Source organism: Noviherbaspirillum suwonense (genome assembly GCF_900182955.1).
Taxonomy (GTDB): Bacteria; Pseudomonadota; Gammaproteobacteria; order Burkholderiales; family Burkholderiaceae_D; genus Noviherbaspirillum_A; species Noviherbaspirillum_A suwonense.
The window spans coordinates 186,392-207,686 of record NZ_FXUL01000002.1 but is presented as its reverse complement, the minus strand read 5'-3'; the positions used below and the strand labels follow the sequence as shown (position 1 = coordinate 207,686).

The 21,295-nt window shown below is 64.7% G+C and carries 14 protein-coding genes; 8 read left to right on the top strand and 6 right to left on the bottom strand.

The features are described 5' to 3' along the window. Positions 1–60: 60 nt before the first annotated feature. The 3 genes from QOL82_RS04140 to QOL82_RS04130 all read left to right on the top strand — a co-directional run bounded on the left by QOL82_RS04140 (position 61) and on the right by QOL82_RS04130 (position 3,775). Positions 61–2,073, top strand: coding sequence for an acetyl/propionyl/methylcrotonyl-CoA carboxylase subunit alpha (locus QOL82_RS04140; RefSeq protein ID WP_283440979.1), 2,013 nt, complete (start codon positions 61–63; stop codon positions 2,071–2,073). A 4-nt stretch (positions 2,074–2,077) separates the two neighbouring features. Continuing rightward, positions 2,078–2,776: a TetR/AcrR family transcriptional regulator gene (locus QOL82_RS04135; protein ID WP_283440978.1), complete on the top strand. Its 699-nt coding sequence runs from the start codon at positions 2,078–2,080 to the stop codon at positions 2,774–2,776. A 117-nt stretch (positions 2,777–2,893) separates the two neighbouring features. Further along, positions 2,894–3,775 (top strand): hypothetical protein, encoded by an 882-nt coding sequence (locus tag QOL82_RS04130; RefSeq protein WP_283440977.1) that lies wholly within the window; start codon positions 2,894–2,896, stop codon positions 3,773–3,775. A 13-nt stretch (positions 3,776–3,788) separates the two neighbouring features. Here the strand turns inward: QOL82_RS04130 and QOL82_RS04125 are convergent, their stop codons facing one another. Then, a complete protein-coding gene (locus QOL82_RS04125; protein ID WP_430438433.1) occupies positions 3,789–6,365 on the bottom strand; it encodes a DNA translocase FtsK in 2,577 nt (858 codons plus the stop codon). Positions 6,366–6,547: 182 nt separating this feature from the next. Between QOL82_RS04125 and pip the strand changes: the two genes are divergently transcribed. Then, positions 6,548–7,564, top strand: coding sequence for a prolyl aminopeptidase (pip, locus tag QOL82_RS04120; RefSeq protein WP_283440975.1), 1,017 nt, complete (start codon positions 6,548–6,550; stop codon positions 7,562–7,564). A gap of 964 nt (positions 7,565–8,528) precedes the next feature. Here pip and QOL82_RS04115 read toward each other — a convergent pair. The 4 genes from QOL82_RS04115 to QOL82_RS04100 all read right to left on the bottom strand — a co-directional run bounded on the left by QOL82_RS04115 (position 8,529) and on the right by QOL82_RS04100 (position 15,370). Beyond that, positions 8,529–8,822, bottom strand: coding sequence for a hypothetical protein (locus QOL82_RS04115; protein WP_283440974.1), 294 nt, complete (start codon positions 8,820–8,822; stop codon positions 8,529–8,531). Positions 8,823–9,002: 180 nt separating this feature from the next. After that, positions 9,003–10,028, bottom strand: coding sequence for a tyrosine-type recombinase/integrase (locus QOL82_RS04110; RefSeq protein WP_283440973.1), 1,026 nt, complete (start codon positions 10,026–10,028; stop codon positions 9,003–9,005). Between the two features lie 536 nt (positions 10,029–10,564). Continuing rightward, positions 10,565–13,138 carry a cyanophycin synthetase gene (cphA, locus tag QOL82_RS04105; protein WP_283440972.1) on the bottom strand — a complete coding sequence of 858 codons (2,574 nt, stop codon included), beginning with the start codon at positions 13,136–13,138 and terminating at the stop codon, positions 10,565–10,567. A gap of 48 nt (positions 13,139–13,186) precedes the next feature. Further along, positions 13,187–15,370 carry a cyanophycin synthetase gene (locus QOL82_RS04100; protein ID WP_430438443.1) on the bottom strand — a complete coding sequence of 728 codons (2,184 nt, stop codon included), beginning with the start codon at positions 15,368–15,370 and terminating at the stop codon, positions 13,187–13,189. Between the two features lie 275 nt (positions 15,371–15,645). Here QOL82_RS04100 and QOL82_RS04095 point away from each other — a divergent pair, with 275 nt between their 5' ends. Together QOL82_RS04095 and QOL82_RS04090 are read left to right on the top strand one after the other, a co-directional pair. After that, on the top strand, positions 15,646–17,919 hold the full coding sequence (locus tag QOL82_RS04095) for a cyanophycin metabolism-associated ABC transporter (RefSeq protein ID WP_283440970.1): 2,274 nt from the start codon (positions 15,646–15,648) through the stop codon (positions 17,917–17,919). A gap of 2 nt (positions 17,920–17,921) precedes the next feature. Next, on the top strand, positions 17,922–18,392 hold the full coding sequence (locus tag QOL82_RS04090) for a cyanophycin metabolism-associated DUF1854 family protein (RefSeq protein ID WP_430438442.1): 471 nt from the start codon (positions 17,922–17,924) through the stop codon (positions 18,390–18,392). A gap of 9 nt (positions 18,393–18,401) precedes the next feature. Here QOL82_RS04090 and trxC read toward each other — a convergent pair whose 3' ends face one another. Next, entirely contained in the window at positions 18,402–18,842 is a 441-nt protein-coding gene (gene trxC, locus QOL82_RS04085; protein ID WP_283440968.1) for a thioredoxin TrxC, read from the bottom strand. A gap of 166 nt (positions 18,843–19,008) precedes the next feature. Between trxC and QOL82_RS04080 the strand changes: the two genes are divergently transcribed. Both QOL82_RS04080 and QOL82_RS04075 read left to right on the top strand, forming a co-directional pair. Then, positions 19,009–19,257 carry a hypothetical protein gene (locus QOL82_RS04080; protein WP_283440967.1) on the top strand — a complete coding sequence of 83 codons (249 nt, stop codon included), beginning with the start codon at positions 19,009–19,011 and terminating at the stop codon, positions 19,255–19,257. Positions 19,258–19,578: 321 nt separating this feature from the next. Beyond that, entirely contained in the window at positions 19,579–21,243 is a 1,665-nt protein-coding gene (locus QOL82_RS04075) for an MFS transporter (RefSeq protein ID WP_283440966.1), read from the top strand. Positions 21,244–21,295: the final 52 nt, after the last annotated feature.

The window sequence follows — 21,295 nt, the reverse complement described above, 5'->3', positions numbered from 1 at the left end:
CGCACCTGACGCGCACCGGCGCCGGCGACTGCCGGCGCCAGCCAAAATAATGGAGAACGCATGTTTACGAAAATCCTGATCGCCAACCGCGGCGAGATTGCCTGCCGCGTCGCGGCCACTGCCCGCCGCATGGGCGTGAAAACCGTCGCGGTGTATTCCGACGCGGACGTCGACGCCCGCCATGTCGCGCTGTGCGACGAATCGGTGCCGGTCGGGCCGGCGGCGGCCAAGGAAAGCTACCTGCGCGCCGACAAGATCATTGCCGCCGCGCTGGCGAGCGGCGCGCAGGCGGTGCATCCGGGCTACGGATTCCTGTCGGAGAACGCCGGCTTCGCGCAGGCCTGCGCCGACGCCGGCATCGCCTTCATCGGCCCGCCGGCCTCGGCCATCGAGGCGATGGGCTCCAAGTCCGCCGCGAAAACCCTGATGGAAAAGGCCGGCGTGCCGCTGGTGCCCGGTTATCACGGCGACGAGCAGGACGCGGAATTCCTGCAGGTCCAGGCCGACCGCATCGGCTACCCGGTGCTGCTCAAGGCCAGCGCCGGCGGCGGCGGCAAGGGCATGCGCATCGTCGAGCACAGCGCCGACTTCAAGGCCGCGCTGGCTTCCTGCAAGCGCGAGGCGATCAGTAGCTTCGGCGACGACAAGGTGCTGCTGGAAAAATACCTGACCCGGCCGCGGCATATCGAGATCCAGGTCTTCGCCGATACCCACGGCAACTGCGTCTACCTGTTCGAGCGCGACTGCTCGGTGCAGCGCCGCCACCAGAAGGTGCTGGAGGAGGCGCCGGCGCCCGGCATGACCGCCGAGCGCCGGCGCGCGATGGGCGAGGCGGCGGTGGCGGCGGCCAGGGCGGTCGGCTACGTCGGCGCCGGCACCGTCGAATTCATCGCCAACCAGGACGGCTCGTTCTACTTCATGGAGATGAACACCCGGCTCCAGGTCGAGCACCCGGTGACGGAAATGATCACCGGACAGGACCTGGTCGAATGGCAGCTGCGGGTGGCCAGCGGCGAGGCATTGCCGCTGCGGCAGGACGAACTGGCCATCCACGGCCATGCGCTCGAGGCCCGCATCTATGCCGAGAACCCGGACAACAACTTCCTGCCGTCGATAGGCCGCCTGCGCCATTTGCGCATGCCGGACGCGGCGACCTTCACGCTGGGCGACAACCCGGCCCATCCGGCGCCGGTGCGCATCGACAGCGGCGTGCGCGCCGGCGATGCGATCTCGCCATTCTATGACCCGATGATCGCCAAGCTCATCGTCTGGGGCCGCGACCGCGAGGAAGCGCTGGCGCAGATGGCGGCCGCGCTGACGCATTACCAGGTGGTCGGCCTGACCACCAATATCGCTTTCCTGAAGCGCCTGGTGCAAAGCCGCGCGTTCGCCACCGCCGACCTCGACACCGGCCTGATCGAACGCAACCAGGATGTGCTGTTCCCGGCGCCGCAGCCGGCCAGCTTCGATGAGCTGGCGCTGGCCTCGGTGGCGCTGGTGCTGACCGAACCGCGCTACGGGGCGGCGGCGAAGGCCGGCGACCCCTGGGCACGCACCGATGGCTGGCGCATGAACATGCCGCTGCGCCGCCGCTTTCATTTCATCGACCGCGAAGCGCCGCTCGACATGGCCGTGTGCTACCAGGCGCAGGGCTGGATGCTGGCGCAGGGCGATGCGTCCGGGCAGGCGACGCTGGTGCGGCACGAAGGCACCGACTATGCGATCCGCGTCGACGGCCGTCTGGTGCGCGGCGCCGTGGTGATCGACGGCGAGGAAGTGCATGTGTTCGCCGGCGAGCGGCATGCGCGTCTGCGCTACATCGACCCGCTGCTGCATGCCGGCGAGGCCGAGGATGAAGGCGGCCGCCTGACCGCGCCGATGCCGGGCAAGATCGTCGCCATCCTGGTCGGCAAGGATGACGCGGTGGTCAAGGGCACGCCGCTGCTGATCATGGAGGCGATGAAGATGGAGCACACGATCACCGCACCGCGCGACGGCGTCGTGCTGGAACTGCTCTACGCCACCGGCGACCAGGTGGAAGAGGGCGTGCAGCTGCTGTCCTTCCAGGCGTAGCGGCGTGAGCACCCTGGCCAGGCCGGTGAGGAAGCGCGAAGTCCTGGGCGCACGCTCGGAGCGGCGCGTGAAGGAAATCCTCGGTGTCGCGCGCCAGGTGTTTTCCGAGAACGGCTATGAAAACGCCACCACGCTCGACATCGCCCGGCAGGCCGGCATTTCCGAAGCCACGGTGTTTTCCTACTTCACCAGCAAGCGCGACCTGTGCATGCAGGTGATCAAGGGCTGGTATGACGAGATCTCGCTGGTGCTGGAGCAGGAAGTGCCTATGGTCGAAGGCACCCGCGCGCAGCTCCATTTCGTCGTCCACAAGCACCTGGTCACGCTGATGCAGGACGGCACCGGCATGTGCAAGCTGGTGCTGTCCGAAGGCCGCAGCGCCGACGCCGATTTTGCCGGCCTGATCGCCGAACTCAAGCGTCGCTATACCGCGCCGCTGATGAAGGTGCTGGCCGCCGCCCAGCGCTCCGGCGAAGTCCGCCAGGACATGCCGCTGCCGCTGCTGCGGGACATGGTCTACGGTTCCATGGAACACGTGCTCTGGGACTACATGGTGAACCGCAACAAGCCGGATATAGCGACTACCGCCGGCCAGTTGACGGACATGCTGTGGACCGCGTTCGTGCCGGTCGAGCAGTCGCAGCAGAAGCTTGCGCAGTTCCGCGAAGATGTGGCGGAAGCATTGCGGCGGCTGGAGAACTAGGCATTTTCATTGCATCGCGGTGCGATCACGCTTTCGAAGAACCCTTTCCGGAAAGATAAGTACTCACCCCCGGTCGACACGTCCAGTGATGCGATCAACTTTCAGACCGGAGCAATGATGAACTACCAGACGTATGTAGAAGGCGTTCGCGTCAATAAGCCTAGCCTGCCTTACGCCGAACCCATCCTCAAGCCGAATCGTCCCGCGCAAGCCGCGCGTGCGCAGGCCAGAACCACCACCTATCACAAGACCAGCCTCTACCAGCGAACCCTGACGCAGATCGGCGACTGGATAAAATCCCGCGTTTCCGCTATCCGGATAGGCAGCGCGCTCGCGCCCTTCGTCCGCAACGCTGCCCGCAGTACGCCCGCTGCAGTTACCGACAGCCAGGTCAAGGCGCTCAATCAGGCGCTGTCGGCTGCGCAGTCGATTTCGGCGGGCGCGGAAGAAGTCGTGAGCCAGGCGATACGGAAGGCGATGGACCCGCTGGACCGGATGGGCCGGCAGGCATTGCGCAATCAATTGAGCGGCGATGGCCGATTGTGCGGGAGCATCAGCGACAAGCTGATGTACGAGGTAACCGGTTCCGTCCAGGAGGCGATCGCAGCGCACGCTGACTTCTTCGTCCTGGCGGCGCTCGACAGCATCGCGGCCATGGATCATTCGCCATTATTGGCCGGACAGGTCGTCAGCCATGCAGGCCCGTATCTGAATGGGCATCGGCAGGTGGTGTCGCCGGACCAGAAATCCACTTTCGAGGCCGGACACCTGCTTCCGCCGGAAAGGCAGCTTGCCTGCCTGTCCGCCAAAACACAAACCAAAGTGCAGTCCTGGTTCAGCGCCCAACCCCCGGCGGCGCAGCAAAGGGTCAAGGCGGCAATCAGCGGCGTGGTCGGCGACAGGATGCTGCAGGCAGCCGACGCAAGCGACAGCGCGAAGCGCACCCGGGCGTTCTGCGCCTGGTTCCAGCAGGCGCTGTCATCGGAACAGCGGGTATAAGCCCCGCCGGCGCCTAGTCGCTTCCCGGCGGCGCCAGCACATCCCGGCTGCCGTTGCTGGCCATTGCCGACAGGATGCCCGCCGTCTCCATCTGCTCGACCAGCCGGGCCGCCCGGTTGTAGCCGACGCGCAGCTGCCGCTGGACCGACGAGATCGACGCCTTGCGGGTGCGGATGACGAAGGCGACGGCTTCGTCGTACAGCGGGTCGGCTTCCGCATCGGCATCGGCCGGGGGCGCGTCGCCGGCTTCCTCGTTCGAGGCCGGCCCTGCCAGCACCGCTTCCTCGTAATCCGGCTCGCCGAACTGCTTCAGGTATTCCACCACCCGGTGCACTTCCTGGTCCGACACGAAGGCGCCATGCACGCGCTGTGGGTAGCCGGAACCCGGCGGCAGGAACAGCATGTCGCCGTGGCCGAGGAGCGCCTCCGCGCCCATCTGGTCGAGCACGGTGCGGGAATCAATCTTGGACGAGACCTGGAACGCGACCCGGGTCGGGATGTTCGCCTTGATCAGGCCGGTGATCACGTCGACCGACGGCCGCTGGGTCGCGAGGATCAGGTGGATGCCCGCCGCGCGGGCCTTCTGCGCGAGCCGCGCGATCAGTTCCTCGATCTTCTTGCCGGCGACCATCATCAGGTCGGCCAGCTCGTCGATGATCACCACGATCATCGGCAGCGGCTCCAGCGGCTCCGGCGCATCGGGCGTCAGCGAGAACGGGTTGGACACCTTGCGGCCGGCCGCGGCGGCGTCGCGGATCTTCTGGTTGTAGCCGGCCAGGTTGCGCACGCCCAGCGCCGACATCAGCCGGTAGCGCCGGTCCATCTCGGCGACGCACCAGGACAGCGCGTTGGCGGCCAGCTTCATGTCGGTGACCACCGGCGCCAGAAGGTGCGCGATGCCGTCGTAGACCGACAGCTCCAGCATTTTCGGGTCGATCATGATGAGCCGCACGTCGTCCGGCGTCGACTTGTACAGCAGCGACAGGATCATCGCGTTGATCGCCACCGACTTGCCGGAGCCGGTGGTGCCCGCCACCAGCATGTGCGGCGCGCGCGCCAGGTCGGTTACCACCGGCTTGCCGGTGATGTCCTTGCCCAGCGCGATCGTGACGTTGGACGGCGAGCCGCGGTATGCATCCGACTCCAGGATTTCCGACAGCCGTATCATCTGCCGCCGCAGGTTGGGCAGCTCCAGTCCCATGCAGGTCTTGCCGGGGATGGTTTCCACCACCCGGATCGAGGTCAGGCCGAGCGCCCGCGCCAGGTCCTTCATCAGGCCGACGATCTGCGCGCCGCGCACGCCGATCGCCGGTTCCACCTCGTAGCGGGTAATCACCGGGCCGGCGCCCGCGCCCAGCACGGTGACCGGCACCTTGAATTCCTTCAGGCGCTGCTCGATCAATTGACCGGTCTGGTCGAGCTCATGCTGCGGTATGTCGAAGCTGCCGCCATCTCCCGCGTCGAGCAGGCTCAGCCCGGGCAGGGGCATCCAGTGCGACGCCGGGCGCGCCGGAGGAATAGGCTGTGCGGACGGCGCGGGTGGGGAAGGGCGCGACGATGCCGGCGGCGCATCGCTGCGCGGCTGGGCCGCATAGGTCGGCTCGGGCGCGGAGTCGACGCCGAAGAAGATATCGCTGCTGTCGATGACCGGGATTTCTTCTTCCGGCGCTGTATCGGCCCGCCAGGGCATCGGCTCCGGCTCGATCATGAAGCCGGGGGGAAGGAACTCGCTGCTGTCGATGACCTCGGGCGCGAAGGGCGGCGCAGCCGGCATGGCGGGAACCACCGCAGGCGGAGCAGGTGGATGGCAAGCCGGCGTCCCGGCCGCGCCATGGAAGCGGGCAGGGTTGTCCTGCTGCTCGCGCTGCTTGCGCAGTTCGCGTTCCCGTCGGGCCGCTTCCTCGCGTGCCTGCGCACGGGCCAGCATCGCGTCGGTAGGCCGGAGGCTCTCGACGGCGTCCCAGGCGCTGGGGGCGCGGGCAGCGCTCCGGCCTTCGCTTTTTTCGGCCGGGACGAGCGGCGACGGATGGCGCCTTCCCGCCACCGTTTCCTGCGAAGGGATGGGCTTGGGCAAGCGCCACGACGGCTGGCGACGCGGCGGCGGGGTCGTGGCAGCACGCAGGCTGCCCGGGTTTGCGCGCAGCGGCGGAGGCGCTGCGGACAGGGTGCGGCGCGGATGCGAAAGCGGTTCCGCAGGAGCGGCCCGGGCTGGCGCCGGCTCCGCGTCGTCGTCGGTATCGGCGACACGCTTGAACATCCAGTAGAGGCTTAGCGCAACCGCGCCGGCGACGACCAGCACGCTGCCGGCCGTGCCAAGCGTACTACTTAATTTTGCATCTATCCAGCTTCCGAATAAATTACCACCTGAACTGCGCAAAGCGCCTTCAATGGCGCTGCTGGCCACCAGCATCAGCAGCGAGCCCAGCCAGAGGCGTATGGTGCCGCGTCCGCCTATGCCCGGACCATGTCCGAGCAGACCGCCGATGAAACGCACCAGGAGCGGCAGAAGCCACAACAGGGACCAACCAAACCAGTTTAGAACAGCGATGTGCATACCAGAGTTGCGATGAAGTAGACGCTTGCCAGGCATGCGGCTGGCAGCCAGGCGGGCAGGGCGGGGACGGGTACCAGGACGGACCTGCTGCAATCCACCGGCCGGCCCGCACCAGCGGCGGACTACTTCTGTATCCTTGGAATCAAAGCGTGGATATTAACCGAAACGAGGCCATGCGCGGCCTGCAAAACAACCCACTTGACCGACTGTTACAGACCATGACGACTGTCCGAGATACCAGCCTGCCGCCGACGGCCAGCGCGATCGTTGAACCCGCACCGCTTTTCCCTCCGATCGCGCCTTACCGCACCGGTTTCCTCGCGGTCGACGATCTCCATACGCTTTACTGGGAAGAGTGCGGCAATCCTGACGGCGAGGCGGTGCTGTTTCTTCACGGCGGGCCAGGTGGCGGCTTGTCGCCGCGGCACCGGCAGTTTTTCGATCCTTCCCATTACCGCATCGTCCTGTTCGACCAGCGCGGCGCCGGACAATCCACGCCCCATGGCGAAGTGCGCGACAACACGACGCCGCTGCTGGTCGACGATATCGAGAAGCTGCGCGAGATGCTGGGCATATCGCGCTGGCTGGTATTCGGCGGTTCGTGGGGATCGACGCTCGCGCTTGCCTACGGGCAGGCTTACCCGCAACGCTGTACGGGCTTCATCCTGCGCGGCATCTTCCTTTGCACCCAGGCGGAAATCGACTGGTTCATGGATGGGATGGGCCAGTTCTTCCCGGAAGCGCATGCCGATTTCCGGGCCGGCGCGGCGGAAGCTGAAGGGAAAGAGGAAGGGGAAGGGCTCTTGCAGGCATATGCACGGAAGCTGTTCGGCACGGACAAGCCAGCCGCGCTGCGTGCGGCGCGCAGCTGGAGCACCTACGAAGGCCGCTGCGCCTTCCTTCGTCCTAACGAGGAAGCGGTTGCCGACCTGGCTGCCGATGCGCTCAGCCTGAGCATAGGCCGACTCGAAGCACATTACTTCGTGCATGCGGGCTTTCTTGAGGACGGGCAGTTGCTTGCGAACCTGGACCGGATCCGGCACCTGCCGGCATGCATCGTCCAGGGTCGCTATGACATGATCTGCCCGCCTTCAGTGGCCTATCAGCTGCACAGGGCCTGGCCAGGTTCGCGGCTGGTCATGGTGCCGGATGCCGGCCACTCGGCAAGCGAACCGGGCAATTCGGCCGCGCTGGTTGGCGCCACCGAGGCATGGCGAAAGGGGCGGGCATTCTAGCGGCAAGCATCACCTGCATTTTGCCGGTTTTCCTACAATAGGACAGGAGGTTGTCTGATATCAACTATTCGGTGCTTCGCCTATTCTTCCATCATCGAATAGGGGAACCATCATGCGTAAATACCAGTCAGGCGTTATTGCTCTTGTGCCCACAGTGTTCTGTGCAGTGTCGGCTTATGTGCTGTGCTCTGCAGAATTCCTGCAAAACACGCTGCCGTTCGTTCCCTAAACTGGCTTGGGCATTGGCAGTTATCCCGGCTACGTAGCCTTTCACGTGCCGTAAATTGCAATTATCCAGTTTCAATGAACGAATATTAGAATCCCAACCAGCTTTCAGCGCTGGCGGTCGGATCGAGCAGTTTTTAGAAGTGCAAAATGTGAGGAAACATCAGACGGCGGAGTGAACTCCATGGTCTGCCTTGCTCTAGGCCCAAGCGCCGCCAATTAATCTTCCGTACTCGCTTAATTCGAGCCTTCCGAGGTGACGATCCAGGCCATTATTTTCCCAATCCGCAATACGAGATTAGCTAGATACGCATTCGGCGCTGTTTGATCGGCGGAATTGCATCGAAAATCCAATCCTGTCGGTGCTAGCCGTTTTAACGCCTTTGCAAATGGTCTAGAAGGGCAATCCCTACGAACATTGGGATCGGTGGCCGAAAAACACTTTAAACGCCCGTGCACGCACGTTCATTGCGCAACATGTCGCTGGGAAAGTCTCGGTTAGTCCCTCATTGAGCAGCAGACGAAACGATGCTTCGATAAACAGTTCAAGAATTAATTGCATCTAGCCACCGCGTCTCGCTGAACCGAAGCGGGGCGAGCGGTTAACGGTGTTGATGGATATCAGTGCTCCTGATGCAAGCCAAATGATTTATCGGAACAGCGCACGTCAAAAAATATCTATGTCTAACAACCATGCTGCCCGAAACGTCGTCGTTTCGCGTGGTTGTGGAAATTCAACTCACAGGAAAGGAAGAATGATGAACACATCTTCAACAGGCGTTCGTGTCGCACTTTCTGCGGTTGCATTGGTTTTGGTGCTTGGCGGCTGCAACCGTGGCGGCGGATCGAGCGGAACCCCGGCGGCGAGCGGGACGAGCAGCCAGAGCGGCACGACAGGCGCAGGCGCGGGAACAAGCGGAACGTCCTCGGGCGGCACGGCAAGCGGCACGACTGGCAGCGGCACTGGGACGGCAAAGTAGGCGTCCGGTTCATGCACGGCGAGCACCATTTCGGCGCCGTGCTTTCCCTGCATCAAAACTGCTTATAATTTGTATTATGTTAAATTAGGTCTGGAACCAGGATAATCCTGCAGGATTTATCAGCCCTGGTTTCCCAGGTCCGCCCCGGCCTGCCCAACTGCCTGGCCTCCAAAAGCAATCGAACGACTGCAGCAATGCAGCCGTTCGATTCTTAATTTCAGCTGCCATCGATATCAGGACAAGCTCTGCGGCCTGGCCTTCTTGCGTGCGGCATCCAGGTAGTATTCGGTAGAGCTCCGCCGTTCCAACCCCAGCAACTCCCCAACGAGTTCCACGGACTCGCTTTCCAGCTCGCGGACCGCGAAGGTGTTGCGCAGCGTGCGTCCACCCTGTCGCGGCATTTCCAGGCCGGCCCGGGCAAAGGTTTTCTTGACCTGGCGATAAACGGTGGCCTTGTCGAGCGGCTTGCCGGTTGCCAGCGATGCCGGAAACAGCAGCTGGCCAGGAATATCCAGCTTTCTCCGTTCCTCCAGCCACTGCATCACTTCCGGCACGGCGAACGGCCGCAACAGGGTCCGGTGCTCGCGCGTCGTGCTGTGACTGGATTCCGGATTGACCGTGACCGGCAAGGACCCGGTGTTATCCACGCTGCCAAGGTCGCGGGTCTTCGCGTGCATCGCCTCGGCCACGGTCAGGCCCGCACCCAGCATCAGCGCCTGCATCGCCCTGTCGCGGCGGCGTTTCCAGCCTGCCGGCGTATCGTTGGCAACCGGGAGCGCCTGCATGAAAGCCTGCTGCTGCGCTGTATCCATCACCACCATGTCGAGATCCTTGCCGCTCGCGCCTGCAGTCTTGTAGATCTGGAATGCAGTGCTCTGGGCCGGATTCGGCGCGACTTCCAGGTGCTGGAACACGCGTTCGAGCATGCGGACATATTTCACGCGGATCGTGCTTTTCAGCTGTTCGCCGGTTCCGCTCTCGTCCAGGGCGCGGGAATTCAGGAATTGCAGGATGTCGTCGTCGTTCACGGTGTAAAGGGTCTTGCCGTGATCCCGCATCCAGCGATGGAATTTTCCGAACATCAACGTGTAGACCTGGATCGTCACCGGCCGCAAGGGCTGGACTGCCTTGCCAGGGTCGCGGAAAGCCGGCACCCGCCGACCCAGTTCGACGAATTCGGAAGACGCGATGAATTCCTTGAACGGCGTCATCGGGTCCGTTGCCCAGAAATCACTTGTATCAAAAAGAGAGTTTTTCATCGTAAGCGATTAAATCCCGTGGCAGAACGAAAATGGTCACATAAATGTACTTCCAACCCCTTCAAATTATATTGAATCAAGCGAGCATCTGCACGCGACAAATCAATAAACGACGCAATTAAGTGTTTGAATTTTCAGATATATCCCGGTGAATCCGGAATTCAACTCATGCTCACACATACTTAAACTCGTTAATTATTTGAGCCGCCCTTCACGATCTCGAACCACTGATACTTTTCGAATAAAAACCTAAAAGGTCATCCCCTCTTTCGCTAACTGGCTACAAGCTTCCCTTTTTTTGATTGCGGTTTTAAGGTTTATTGTTAGGAGTAGTATTGCATTGGATAGTTGCATTTTTATGATTTACAGCGTACATCGTGCCAAGGTGGATTGATGCCGCTTCGTTCGGCCCTGCGTAGCTCAGATCCGCCTTTCTCGAAGCTCACCCCAGGCAACGCTAACCGCTCACGCACAAAAAAGGCCAGTGTCTCCACTGGCCTTGTTCCCGCGTTCGTCAGCAGCAGGCGATTCCTCCGCTAGGCGGCTTCCGCCAGCTTGCCCGCGATATGCGCGAGCGCTTCATCGATCTGGTCTACCAGGATCAGGCACAGGTCGCCTGCGTCGAGCTTGCTCATCGCGGTGTCGATCGCCTTGAACTCGCCGCGTATCTCCTCGATGTCGCTGGTCCGCCGCGCGCCTTCCAGCCCCTCGCGCAGCAAGGCGATGACCTCCCCGTCCTCGCGGCCGCGCTGGCACTGGTCCTGGTACAACAGCACGTCGTCGAACATGTCGCCGAGGATGCGGGTCTGCTGGCGGATATCGTCATCGCGCCTGTCCCCTGCCCCGCTGATCACCACCGAGCGGCGGCGGGCGGGCAGCGTGCCGACCGCGCGCACGAGCGCCAGCATCGCATCGGGATTGTGGCCATAGTCGGCGATCACGGTAGCGCCCCGGTAATTGAAGATATTGAAGCGGCCGGGCGCATTGTCGCTGTCATTGGAGAATGTCCGCAGGCCGGCCCGGATCACGTCCCATTCCAGCCCGGTCGCCCAGGCGGCCGCCACCGAGGCCATCACGTTTTCCACCTGGAAGCCGATGCTGCCGCCGCGGGTGATGGTGATGTCGGTCAGCGCAATCCGCTGCTCCATCGCGCCCTCGGCGGCGACCAGGTCATGGCCATCGATGAACACCACGCGCAAACCCTGCGCCCTGTGCATGGTCATCAGCGGATGATGCCGGTCCTCCGCAAAATACGTCACCTGCCCCGGGCAGTTTTCCGCCATTGACGCGACGATGGGATCCGCCGCGTTCAGCACCGCCATGCCGCTGCTCGCGACATTCTGGACGATCACGCGCTTGAGCACCGCCAGGTCTTCCACCGTGGTGATGTAGTTCAGGCCAAGGTGGTCGCCGCTGCCGATGTTCGTGACCACGGCCACCTGGCAGCGGTCGAAGGCCAGGCCCTCGCGCAACACGCCGCCGCGGGCAGTCTCGAACACCGCCGCATCGACATCCGGATGCATCAGCACGTTGCGGGCGCTCTTCGGGCCGCTGCAGTCGCCGCTGTCGATACGCCGTCCTTCGATATACACGCCGTCGGTGTTGGTCATGCCGACGCGCAGCCCGGCCTTGCCGAGCAGGTGCGCGATCAGCCGCACGGTGGTGGTCTTGCCGTTGGTGCCGGTGACGGCGATGACCGGGATGCGGCCATCTTCGCCAGCCGGGAACATGTCGTCGATGATGCTTTCGCCCACTGCGCGCGGCTTGCCGTAGGACGGCGTCAGGTGCATGCGCAGGCCGGGCGCCGCATTGACTTCGACGATGCCGCCACCCTGTTCCTCGATCGGTTTGAGCACGCTGTCGCACACCATGTCGACGCCGCAGATGTCGAGCCCCACCATGCGCGCCGCCTCGACCGCGCAGGCCGCCACGGCCGGATGCACGTCGTCGGTCACGTCGGTCGCGGTGCCGCCGGTGGACAGGTTAGCGTTGTTGCGCAGGATGACGCGCTGTCCGCGCGCCGGCACCGACCCGGCCTCGTAGCCCTGCTGCGCGAGCCGCGCCAGCGCGATGTCGTCGAAGCGGATGCGGGTCAGCGAAGTCGAATGGCCGCTGCCGCGGCGCGGGTCGCTATTGATCATGTCCACCAGCTGGCGCACCGTGTGCTCGCCGTCGCCGACGACCTGCGGCGGATCGCGGCGGGCGGCGGCAACCAGCTTGTTGCCGACCACCAGCAGCCGAAAATCATCGCCCGCAAGGTAGCGCTCGATGATGACTTCGTCGCCATAGGACTGGGCCGCCGTGAACGCGGCCAGCAGGCTTTCGCGGCTGTCGATATTGACCGTCACGCCCTTGCCCTGGTTGCCGTCCTTGGGCTTGGCCACGACCGGCAGGCCGATCTGCTGCGCAAGCGTCCATGCCGCTTCCGGGTCGCAGGCGATGCCGCCGCGGGGAACCGGCACGCCGGCTGCTGCAAGCAGCTTCTTGGTCAGTTCCTTGTCCTGCGCAATGGCCTCGGCGATCGCGCTGGTGCGGTCCATCTCGGCTGCCTGGATGCGGCGCTGCCTGCTGCCCCAGCCGAACATCACCATGCTGCCCCCGGTCATGCGCCGGAACGGGATATTGCGCGCCGCGGCGGCATCGACGATGGAGCCGGTGCTGGGGCCTAGCCGAACATCCTCGTCGAGTTCGCGCAGCTGGGCCAGCGCGGCGACGATGTCGAAATCTTCCGCATTGCGGGCCGCTTCGCACAGCGCGATTGCCACGTCGAACGCCTGGCGGCCGACTTCCTCTTCCGAATATTCGACCACGACCTGGAAGATGCCTGCCTCGGTCGTGGGTGTCGTGCGGCTGAACGTGACCGGGCAGCCTGCATGCGCCTGCAGCCCGAGGGTCACCAGTTCGACGACATGCGCCATCGAGACCGCGTCCCGGTGGCCGCTGGGCTGCAGCGGCGCCAGGCACGGAAAACGCTCCCGCAGTCGGGCTTCGAAGCCTGGCATGTCGGCAATCGCGCACTCATGCGGCGCGCAGTGGATGACTGCCTCGATGGCGGTGTGATGGCTCCAGAGGTTGGGTCCACGCAAAGCCCGGATTCTTGAAACTTCCATAAATCGTTGTCCTGTCTGATGTTAAACACCAGTCCGGCGGCGCCGGGCTCAGTGCTTCACGCGTGCCGATTCCGCCCGCGACGCTTCCGACCCGAAGGTACGCAAACCCGCGCAAATAAGTTCGGTCGGGACCTGCATCGCCCATGCGCTTGCCACGGCGGCCAGCACGCTTTCGGCCGGCACGGCCGGGCCGGCAAGCGCCAGCGCGCCATGCAGCACCGCGGTTTCATTCGTTCCGCTCGCCAGCACGATGTCGCCATCGCGGGCGAACACGGCGCGGCCGCCATCGTCGCGATGCGCGGCGATTACCTGCAGCGACGCGGTCGGCGCGTAGAAAATCACGTCGCCGTCGCACAGCTCGGCCATTTCGACCACCTGATGGTCTGCCGCATTGAGCACGGCGACGCCATCGGGCAGCACGACATCGACCTGGGTGCGCACGACGTTGTAGAGCTGGTCGCGGTTGCGGATATCGAAATCGGCCAGCGCTTCCAGCCCGGACACGTCGGTGACGATGCCCACCGCGCAGCGGTCATAGGAAAGGCCTTCGCCCAGGATGGTCCGGCTGCCGTTTTCCATGACGGCCGCCTGCACCGAGCGGTTGATCAGCAGGCTCTGGCCGGCTTCCCAGGTCGCGCAATCGTCGCTGCGGATCTGGCGGTTATTCAGGAACAGGCCGTCAGCGCAGGCCACGCCCACGTGGCGATGGCTTGCGCACAGGATTTTTCCAATCAGGCGGGCGATGCGGCTGGTGTCGCGGTTGCCGGTGACGCCAACGATGGGGATGCGGGCATGATCGCTGCCGCCAAACAGATGGTCGACGATCGCGGCGCCCACCGGCTGCGGCTGGCCGCTGGCAGGCTTCATGTGCGCCAGCAGCCCCGGCCCGGCATTGACTTCGATGATCGCGCCCCGCTGTTCGGACAGCGGACGGCTGATATCCTCGACCACGAGGTCGATCCCGGCAATGTCCAGCCCGACCACGCGCGCAGCCAGGCTGGCCAGCGCGGCGGTGTCCGGATGCACCCGGTCGGTCACGTCGAAGGCGACGTTGCCGTTGCGCTGCAGCTCGATTTTCTCGCCGGCCGCCGGCACGGTGGCGCCGCTGCGGCCCTGGCGCGCCAGTTGCAGCGACAGTTCGTCGCCGTCGACCAGCCGCAGCACATCCAGCGGGAACGCCTCGTCCTCGCCGCGCCGCGGGTCGCTGTTGACCTGGGATTCGATCAGTTCGGCAATGCTGGCGCGGCCGTCGCCGGTCACGCTGGTGGTTTCACCCGCCGCGGCGGCCACCACGCGCTTGCCGACGACCAGCAGCCGGTGTTCGACGCCGGAGATCGACTGCTCGACGATCACGCCGTTGCCTTCGCGGTTGGCGAGGTCGAATGCGGCCTCGACCTGCTCGCGGTTGGTCAGGTCCAGGGATACGCCCCGGCCGTGGTTGCCGTCGTAGGGCTTGACGGCGACCGGCAGGCCGATGTCCTCGGCGGCGTCCCAGGCGTCGGCCGCGCTGTCGACCAGGCGGCCCTGCGGCACCGGCACGCCGCAGCTTTGCAGCAGCGACTTGGTCAGGTCCTTGTCGCGGGAGATGCCTTCGGCAATCGCGCTGGTGCGGTCGGTCTCGGCGGTCCAGATGCGGCGTTGCCGCTCGCCGTAGCCCAGCTGGACCAGGTTGCCGTCATTCAGGCGGATCGACGGAATCCGGCGCTCGGTCGCCGCGTCGACGATGTGCGCGGTGCTCGGGCCGAGGCAGATGCTGTCGACCATGTCGCGCAGGCCGGCGATCGCCGCCTCGACATCGTAGGGCCGGTCCTCGATCGCCGCCATCAGCAGTTCCCGCGCCGACTGCAGCGCCGCGCGGCCGACCTGTTCCTGCCGGGTACGGAAAGCCACCTTGTAGACGCCGCTTTCCGAGGTTTCCCGCGCCTTGCCGAAACCGGTAGGCATGCCCGCCAGGCTCTGCATCTCCAGCACGACGTGCTCCAGGATGTGCGCGGCCCAGGTGCCTTCGCGCAGCCGCTCCAGGAAACCGCCGCGCTCGCCGACGCCGCAGCGGTGCTCGACCAGCGACGGCAGCCAGGCGGTCAGCCGTTCATAGAGGCCGGGTATGGTGTTCGACGGAAAATCCTCGAGCGCACCGATATCCACCCAGGCTTCGATCACTGGCCGGTACGTCCAGATATTTGGGCCACGCAGATGGGTCACGCGGCGAAATACGATGTCTTTCTTTTTCATCATTGTTTGCTTCTTCGACGGGCGCCCCGTCGCAGTGCTCGGTAAGATCGGCTGCTGCAGGCAATCTGCCGCCGCAGCCACGGGTCCAGGAAGGCGGTATACTTTCACTCCGGCGCCTGGCGCCAGGTCGACTGCGAGCATAACGCAATATTGCCTTCAAGCCATACACCTCTCAGGATCGGTTATATTGCCACCCGAGCCGAACGAGACAAGTCTCCTTACTTTTTTTAACAAAACAGCCTGCGCAATCTGCCAGGCCTGGAGTCCGCTGCACGATGACAACAGTTTCACTTCTGCCGGAGAGCGCTGCCGGCGACCTGCCCGACGTATGGCGCGACGCAGTCCGGAAACGCCTTGCCGCAGGGGAGAACGTTGTTACCTGGATTACGGTTGACCTTGATGCACAGCACCATTTTTCCGACGGCATCGTGGTGTTGACGGAACGGCGCGTGCTGGCCCGCGCCCCGGGGGAAAATGAATGGAGCGACTACCCTTTCCTGCCCGGCATGACGCTGGAACACCACGACCACGCGGGTGTCGGCCGCCTTGAACTGATGCTGCCGGAACGCCGGCTGGCGGCCTGGCACTTCACGCTGGGCATGAACCTTTTGGCAATGCGGGTGATCGATCAGTTCCAGTCGCGGCTGCAAAGCCACTTCGACGGCACGCCCGCCGAGGTCGACGACCAGACCGTCTGCCCGAGCTGCAAGGCGCCGCTGGAGCCCGACCAGGATGTCTGCCCGGTCTGCACCAAGGTAATCCACACGCCGCCGTCGACATGGACGCTGTTCCGTCTCTGGCGCTTCGCCCGGCCCTACCGCGGGCAGCTGCTTGCCGGCTTCCTGCTGACCCTGCTGGGCACGGCCGCCAGCCTGGTGCCGCCCTACCTGACCATGCCGCTGATGGACAATGTGCTGATCCCGTACCAGAACGGGCAGCAGATCGACACCGGGCTGGTCGCGCTCTACCTGCTGGGCCTGCTCGGCGCGGCGCTGCTGGCGTGGGGGCTGACCTGGGCCAAGACCTATATCCTCGCGCTGGTGTCCGAGCGCATCGGCGCGGACCTGCGCACGTCGACCTACGAACACCTGCTGCGGCTGTCGCTCGAGTATTTCGGCGGCAAGCGGACCGGCGACCTGATGGCCCGCATCGGCAGCGAGAGCGACCGCATCTGCGTGTTCCTGTCGCTGCACCTGCTCGATTTCGCGACCGACGTGCTGATGATCCTGATGACGTCGGCCATCCTGTTTTCCATCAACCCGTGGCTGGCGCTGGTCACGCTGGTGCCGCTGCCCATCATCGTCTGGCTGATCCACGTGGTGCGCGACCGCCTCCGCACCGGCTTCGAGAAGATCGACCGGGTCTGGGGCGAGGTCACCAACGTGCTGGCGGACACCATACCCGGCATCCGCGTGGTCAAGGCGTTTGCGCAGGAAAAACGTGAAGCCGCCCGCTTCCGGACGGCCAACCGGCACAACCTGGCCGTCAACGACCGCATCAACCGGATCTGGTCGCTGTTTTCGCCGACCGTGTCGCTGATGACCGAGCTGGGCCTGCTGGTGGTCTGGGCCTTCGGCATCTGGCAGGTCTCGCGCGGCGACATCACGGTCGGCACGCTGACCGCCTTCCTGGCCTACATCAGCCGTTTCTATTCGCGGCTCGATTCGATGAGCCGCATCGTCTCGGTCACGCAGAAGTCGGCGTCGGCGGCCAAGCGCATCTTCGACATCCTCGACCATGTTTCCAGCGTCCCGGACCCGGCGCAGCCGGTAAAGCTCGACCGCGTCGAAGGACGCATCGAGGTGCGCGACGTCGGCTTCCGCTACGGCAACCGCGCCGTGAACCGCGGTGTCAGCCTGACGATACAGCCGGGCGAAATGATCGGCCTGGTCGGGCACAGCGGCTCCGGCAAGAGCACGCTGGTCAACCTGATCTGCCGCTTCTACGACGTGGCCGAAGGATCGATACGGCTGGACGGCGTGGACATCCGCTCGTTCGCGGTGGCGGATTACCGGCGCCACATCGGCCTGGTGCTGCAGGAACCCTTCCTGTTCTTCGGCACGATCGCCGAGAACATCGCCTATGGCAAGCCGGACGCCACGCGCGCCGAAATCATGGCGGCTGCCCGGGCCGCCCATGCACATGAATTCATCCTGCGGCTGTCGCACGGCTACGACTCGATGGTCGGCGAGCGTGGCCAGGGCCTGTCCGGCGGCGAACGCCAGCGCATCTCGATTGCCCGTGCGCTGCTGATCGACCCGCGCATCCTGATCCTGGACGAAGCAACCTCGTCGGTGGACTCGGAAACGGAAAAGGAAATCCAGAAGGCGCTCGACAACCTGGTCAAGGGCCGCACCACGATCGCGATCGCGCACCGGCTGTCGACGCTGCAGCGCGCCGACCGGCTGGTGGTGATGGACCGCGGCCAGGTGGTCGAGCAGGGACCGCACGAGGAACTGATGGCGCAGCAGGGTGCGTACTACCGGCTGTACCAGGCGCAGGCACGCAACGTCGACCGCGACCTCGACGACAGATTGGAAAAGGAATGACGATGGATGCTGCCCAGATCGACCTCGCGCGCGACCCGTACGGCAAGCTGGTGCTGACCACGGCCGACGGCGAACGCCATGCCGGCGTCGCCCCGGTGCGCGCCTTCCCGATACAGGCGCCGGACGAAGGCGTTTCGCTGATGACCGGCGACGGCCGCGAGGTCGCGTGGATACCGTCGCTGGCCGACCTGCCGCCAGCGCTGCGCAGCCTGATCGAGGAAGAGTTGCAGGGCCGGGAATTCATGCCCGTCATCCACGCGATCCGCTCGGTCTCCAGCTATGCGACGCCGTCGACCTGGCAGGTCGGCACCGACCGCGGCGACACCAGCTTCGTGCTGCGCGGCGAGGAGGACATACGGCGCATCGGCCAGGACACGCTGCTGATATCCGACAGCCACGGCATCCATTTCCTGTTGCGCGACCTGCAGGGACTGGACCGCCAGAGCAGGAAAATCCTCGACCGCTTCCTCTAGCCGCGGCGCTCAGCGCGCCGCATGCCGGCGCGCCCAGGCGACGATGCTGCCGGCGTCCATCGCGCCGGCCTGGCGCGCGACCTCGCGGCCGTTCTGGAACAGCGCCAGCGTCGGGATGCTGCGTATTCCATGCCGCGCGGCGAGTTCCTGCGCCTCCTCGGTATTGAGCTTGACAACCCGCATCGCCGGCTCCAGCTGGCTGGCGGCCTGTTCATAGGCCGGCGCCATCGCGCGGCATGGCCCGCACCACGGCGCCCAGAAGTCGACCAGCACGGGGATGTCGCTGCGGCCTACCTGTTTTTCAAAACCGGGCGCATCGAGCTCGGCCGGATGGCCGGTGAACACCGGGCGGCCGCACTTGCCGCAGTCCGGTTGCATCGCCAGCCGCGCGGACGGCACGCGGTTGACGGTATTGCAGTGGGGGCAGACCACGTGTAATGCATCGCTCATCGCTTGCTTTCAGAGTAAGTTCGGGAAGGATCCGTGCAATCCGCATGCCGGGACGCGGATCTCGCCGCATCGGGTTGGCGCAAAAAATGCTAAGAACCTGGCGTTGGCAAAAACGCGGGCGCTCCGCGCCTGATTTCCATTTTCCCCATCTTGATCCAGGAGACCTATGTTTCAACCCCGCCAGCCCATACTGCGCCTGCACCAGGAGCCGGGCCAGATTCCGCCGGAAGTTCCCAACGTCCCGTCGCCGCAGCCCGAGATCGAGCCTGGCAGCACGCCGCAGCCGGAAATGCCGCCGCCGTCCCAGGATCCGATCATGCCCGATTCGCCGACCGGGCCGGAAGTCATGCCCGAGCAAGCGCCGCAGGAAGTGCCTGCAACGCCGCGCATGGATGCCGGCCGCTGGCTGCACTAACCGCAGGCCTCAAACCTACGGGCGGGTAAGCCGCCCGGTTTTACCGGCAAAATTTTCAAAACGGCTTGTACGGCGGCAGGTGCGCACCGCAAGCATCGTGCTCCTGCCTGTCCGGCTGGTCTATTGACGTAAGCCCTGCCTTTCCACCCGCTCCCTCCGCCTCCTTTCCCGGCTTTCCCGGCGCCATGCCGCGCACCCGCCCCGCCCACGTAAGTTTCCCGTAAGTTTCAAGCAAGCCTCCAGTAAGCAAAGCTCCCTACACTCGGCAACAGCAGCACGAATCATGGGTTGCGAAACAAAACCAAATCTAACGGAGACATCATGGGCACTGTACAGACCGCCGCATCGGGCAGCATGACCAAGGAGGAACGCAAGGTTATCTTTGCGTCCTCGCTGGGCACGGTATTCGAGTGGTACGACTTCTATCTCTACGGCTCGCTGGCCGCCATCATCGCCAAGCAGTTCTTTGCCGGCACCGACCCCAACACCGCCTTCATCTTCGCGCTGCTCGCCTTCGCCGCCGGCTTCATCGTGCGTCCGTTCGGCGCGCTGGTCTTCGGCCGCCTCGGCGACATGATCGGCCGCAAGTACACCTTCCTCGTCACCATCGTCATCATGGGCGCGTCGACCTTCATCGTCGGCCTGCTGCCCAACTACAATTCGATCGGCGTCGCCGCCCCCATCATCCTGATCGTCCTGCGCATCCTGCAGGGCCTCGCGCTGGGCGGCGAATACGGCGGCGCGGCGACCTACGTGGCCGAGCATGCGCCGGAAGGCAAGCGCGGCTTCTTCACGTCATGGATCCAGACGACCGCGACGCTCGGCCTGTTCCTGTCGCTGATGGTCATCCTCGGCACCCGCACCGCGATCGGCGAGGACGCATTCGCCGCCTGGGGCTGGCGCGTTCCCTTCCTGGTGTCCGTGTTCCTGCTGGCCGTGTCGGTCTGGATCCGCCTGTCGATGAACGAGTCGCCCGCCTTCGCCAAGATGAAGGCCGAAGGCAAGGTCTCCAAGGCGCCGCTGTCGGAAGCGTTCGCGAAATGGGGCAACCTGAAGATCGTGATCCTGGCCCTGATCGGCCTGACCGCCGGCCAGGCAGTGGTCTGGTACACCGGCCAGTTCTATGCGCTGTTCTTCCTGACCCAGACGCTGAAAGTCGACGGCGCCGCAGCCAACCTGTTCATCGCCGCCGCACTGGTGATCGGCACGCCGTTCTTCATCGTGTTCGGCTCGCTGTCCGACAAGATCGGCCGCAAGCCCATCATCCTCGGCGGCTGCCTGATCGCCGCGCTGACCTACTTCCCGATCTTCTCGGCGCTGACGCACTATGCAAACCCGGCGCTGGAAACCGCGTTGAAGAATGCGCCGGTGGTCGTCACCGCCGACCCGGCCAAGTGCCAGTTCCTGTTCAACCCGACCGGCACCAAGAAATTCACGTCCTCCTGCGACATCGCCCGCACGCTGCTGGCCAATGCGTCGGTCGCTTACACCAACGTCGCCGGCGCCCCGGGATCGGTGGCGACCATCAAGGTCGGCGACAAGCTGATCAACGGCTACGATGCCAGCACGACGCCGAAGGAAGAACTGGCCGCCAGGGATGCGGCTTTCAAGAAGGAACTGGGCGATGCGATCAAGGCCGCCGGCTACCCGACCAAGGCCGACCCGGCGCAGATCAACAAGCCGATGGTGCTGCTGCTGCTGACCATCCTGGTGCTGTACGTCACCATGGTCTATGGCCCGATCGCCGCGATGCTGGTTGAAATGTTCCCGACGCGCATCCGCTACACGTCGATGTCCCTGCCCTACCACATCGGCAACGGCTGGTTCGGCGGCCTGCTGCCCACCACCGCGTTCGCGCTGGTCGCTTACAAGGGCGACATCTACTACGGCCTCTGGTACCCGATCATCATTGCGCTGGCGACATTCGTCATCGGCCTGCTGTTCGTCCGGGAAACCAAGGACCGTGACATTTACGCCGACGACTGACCCCGTTCCACCCTCACCCTGAAAACCGCCGGCCAGAGCCGGCGGTTTTTTT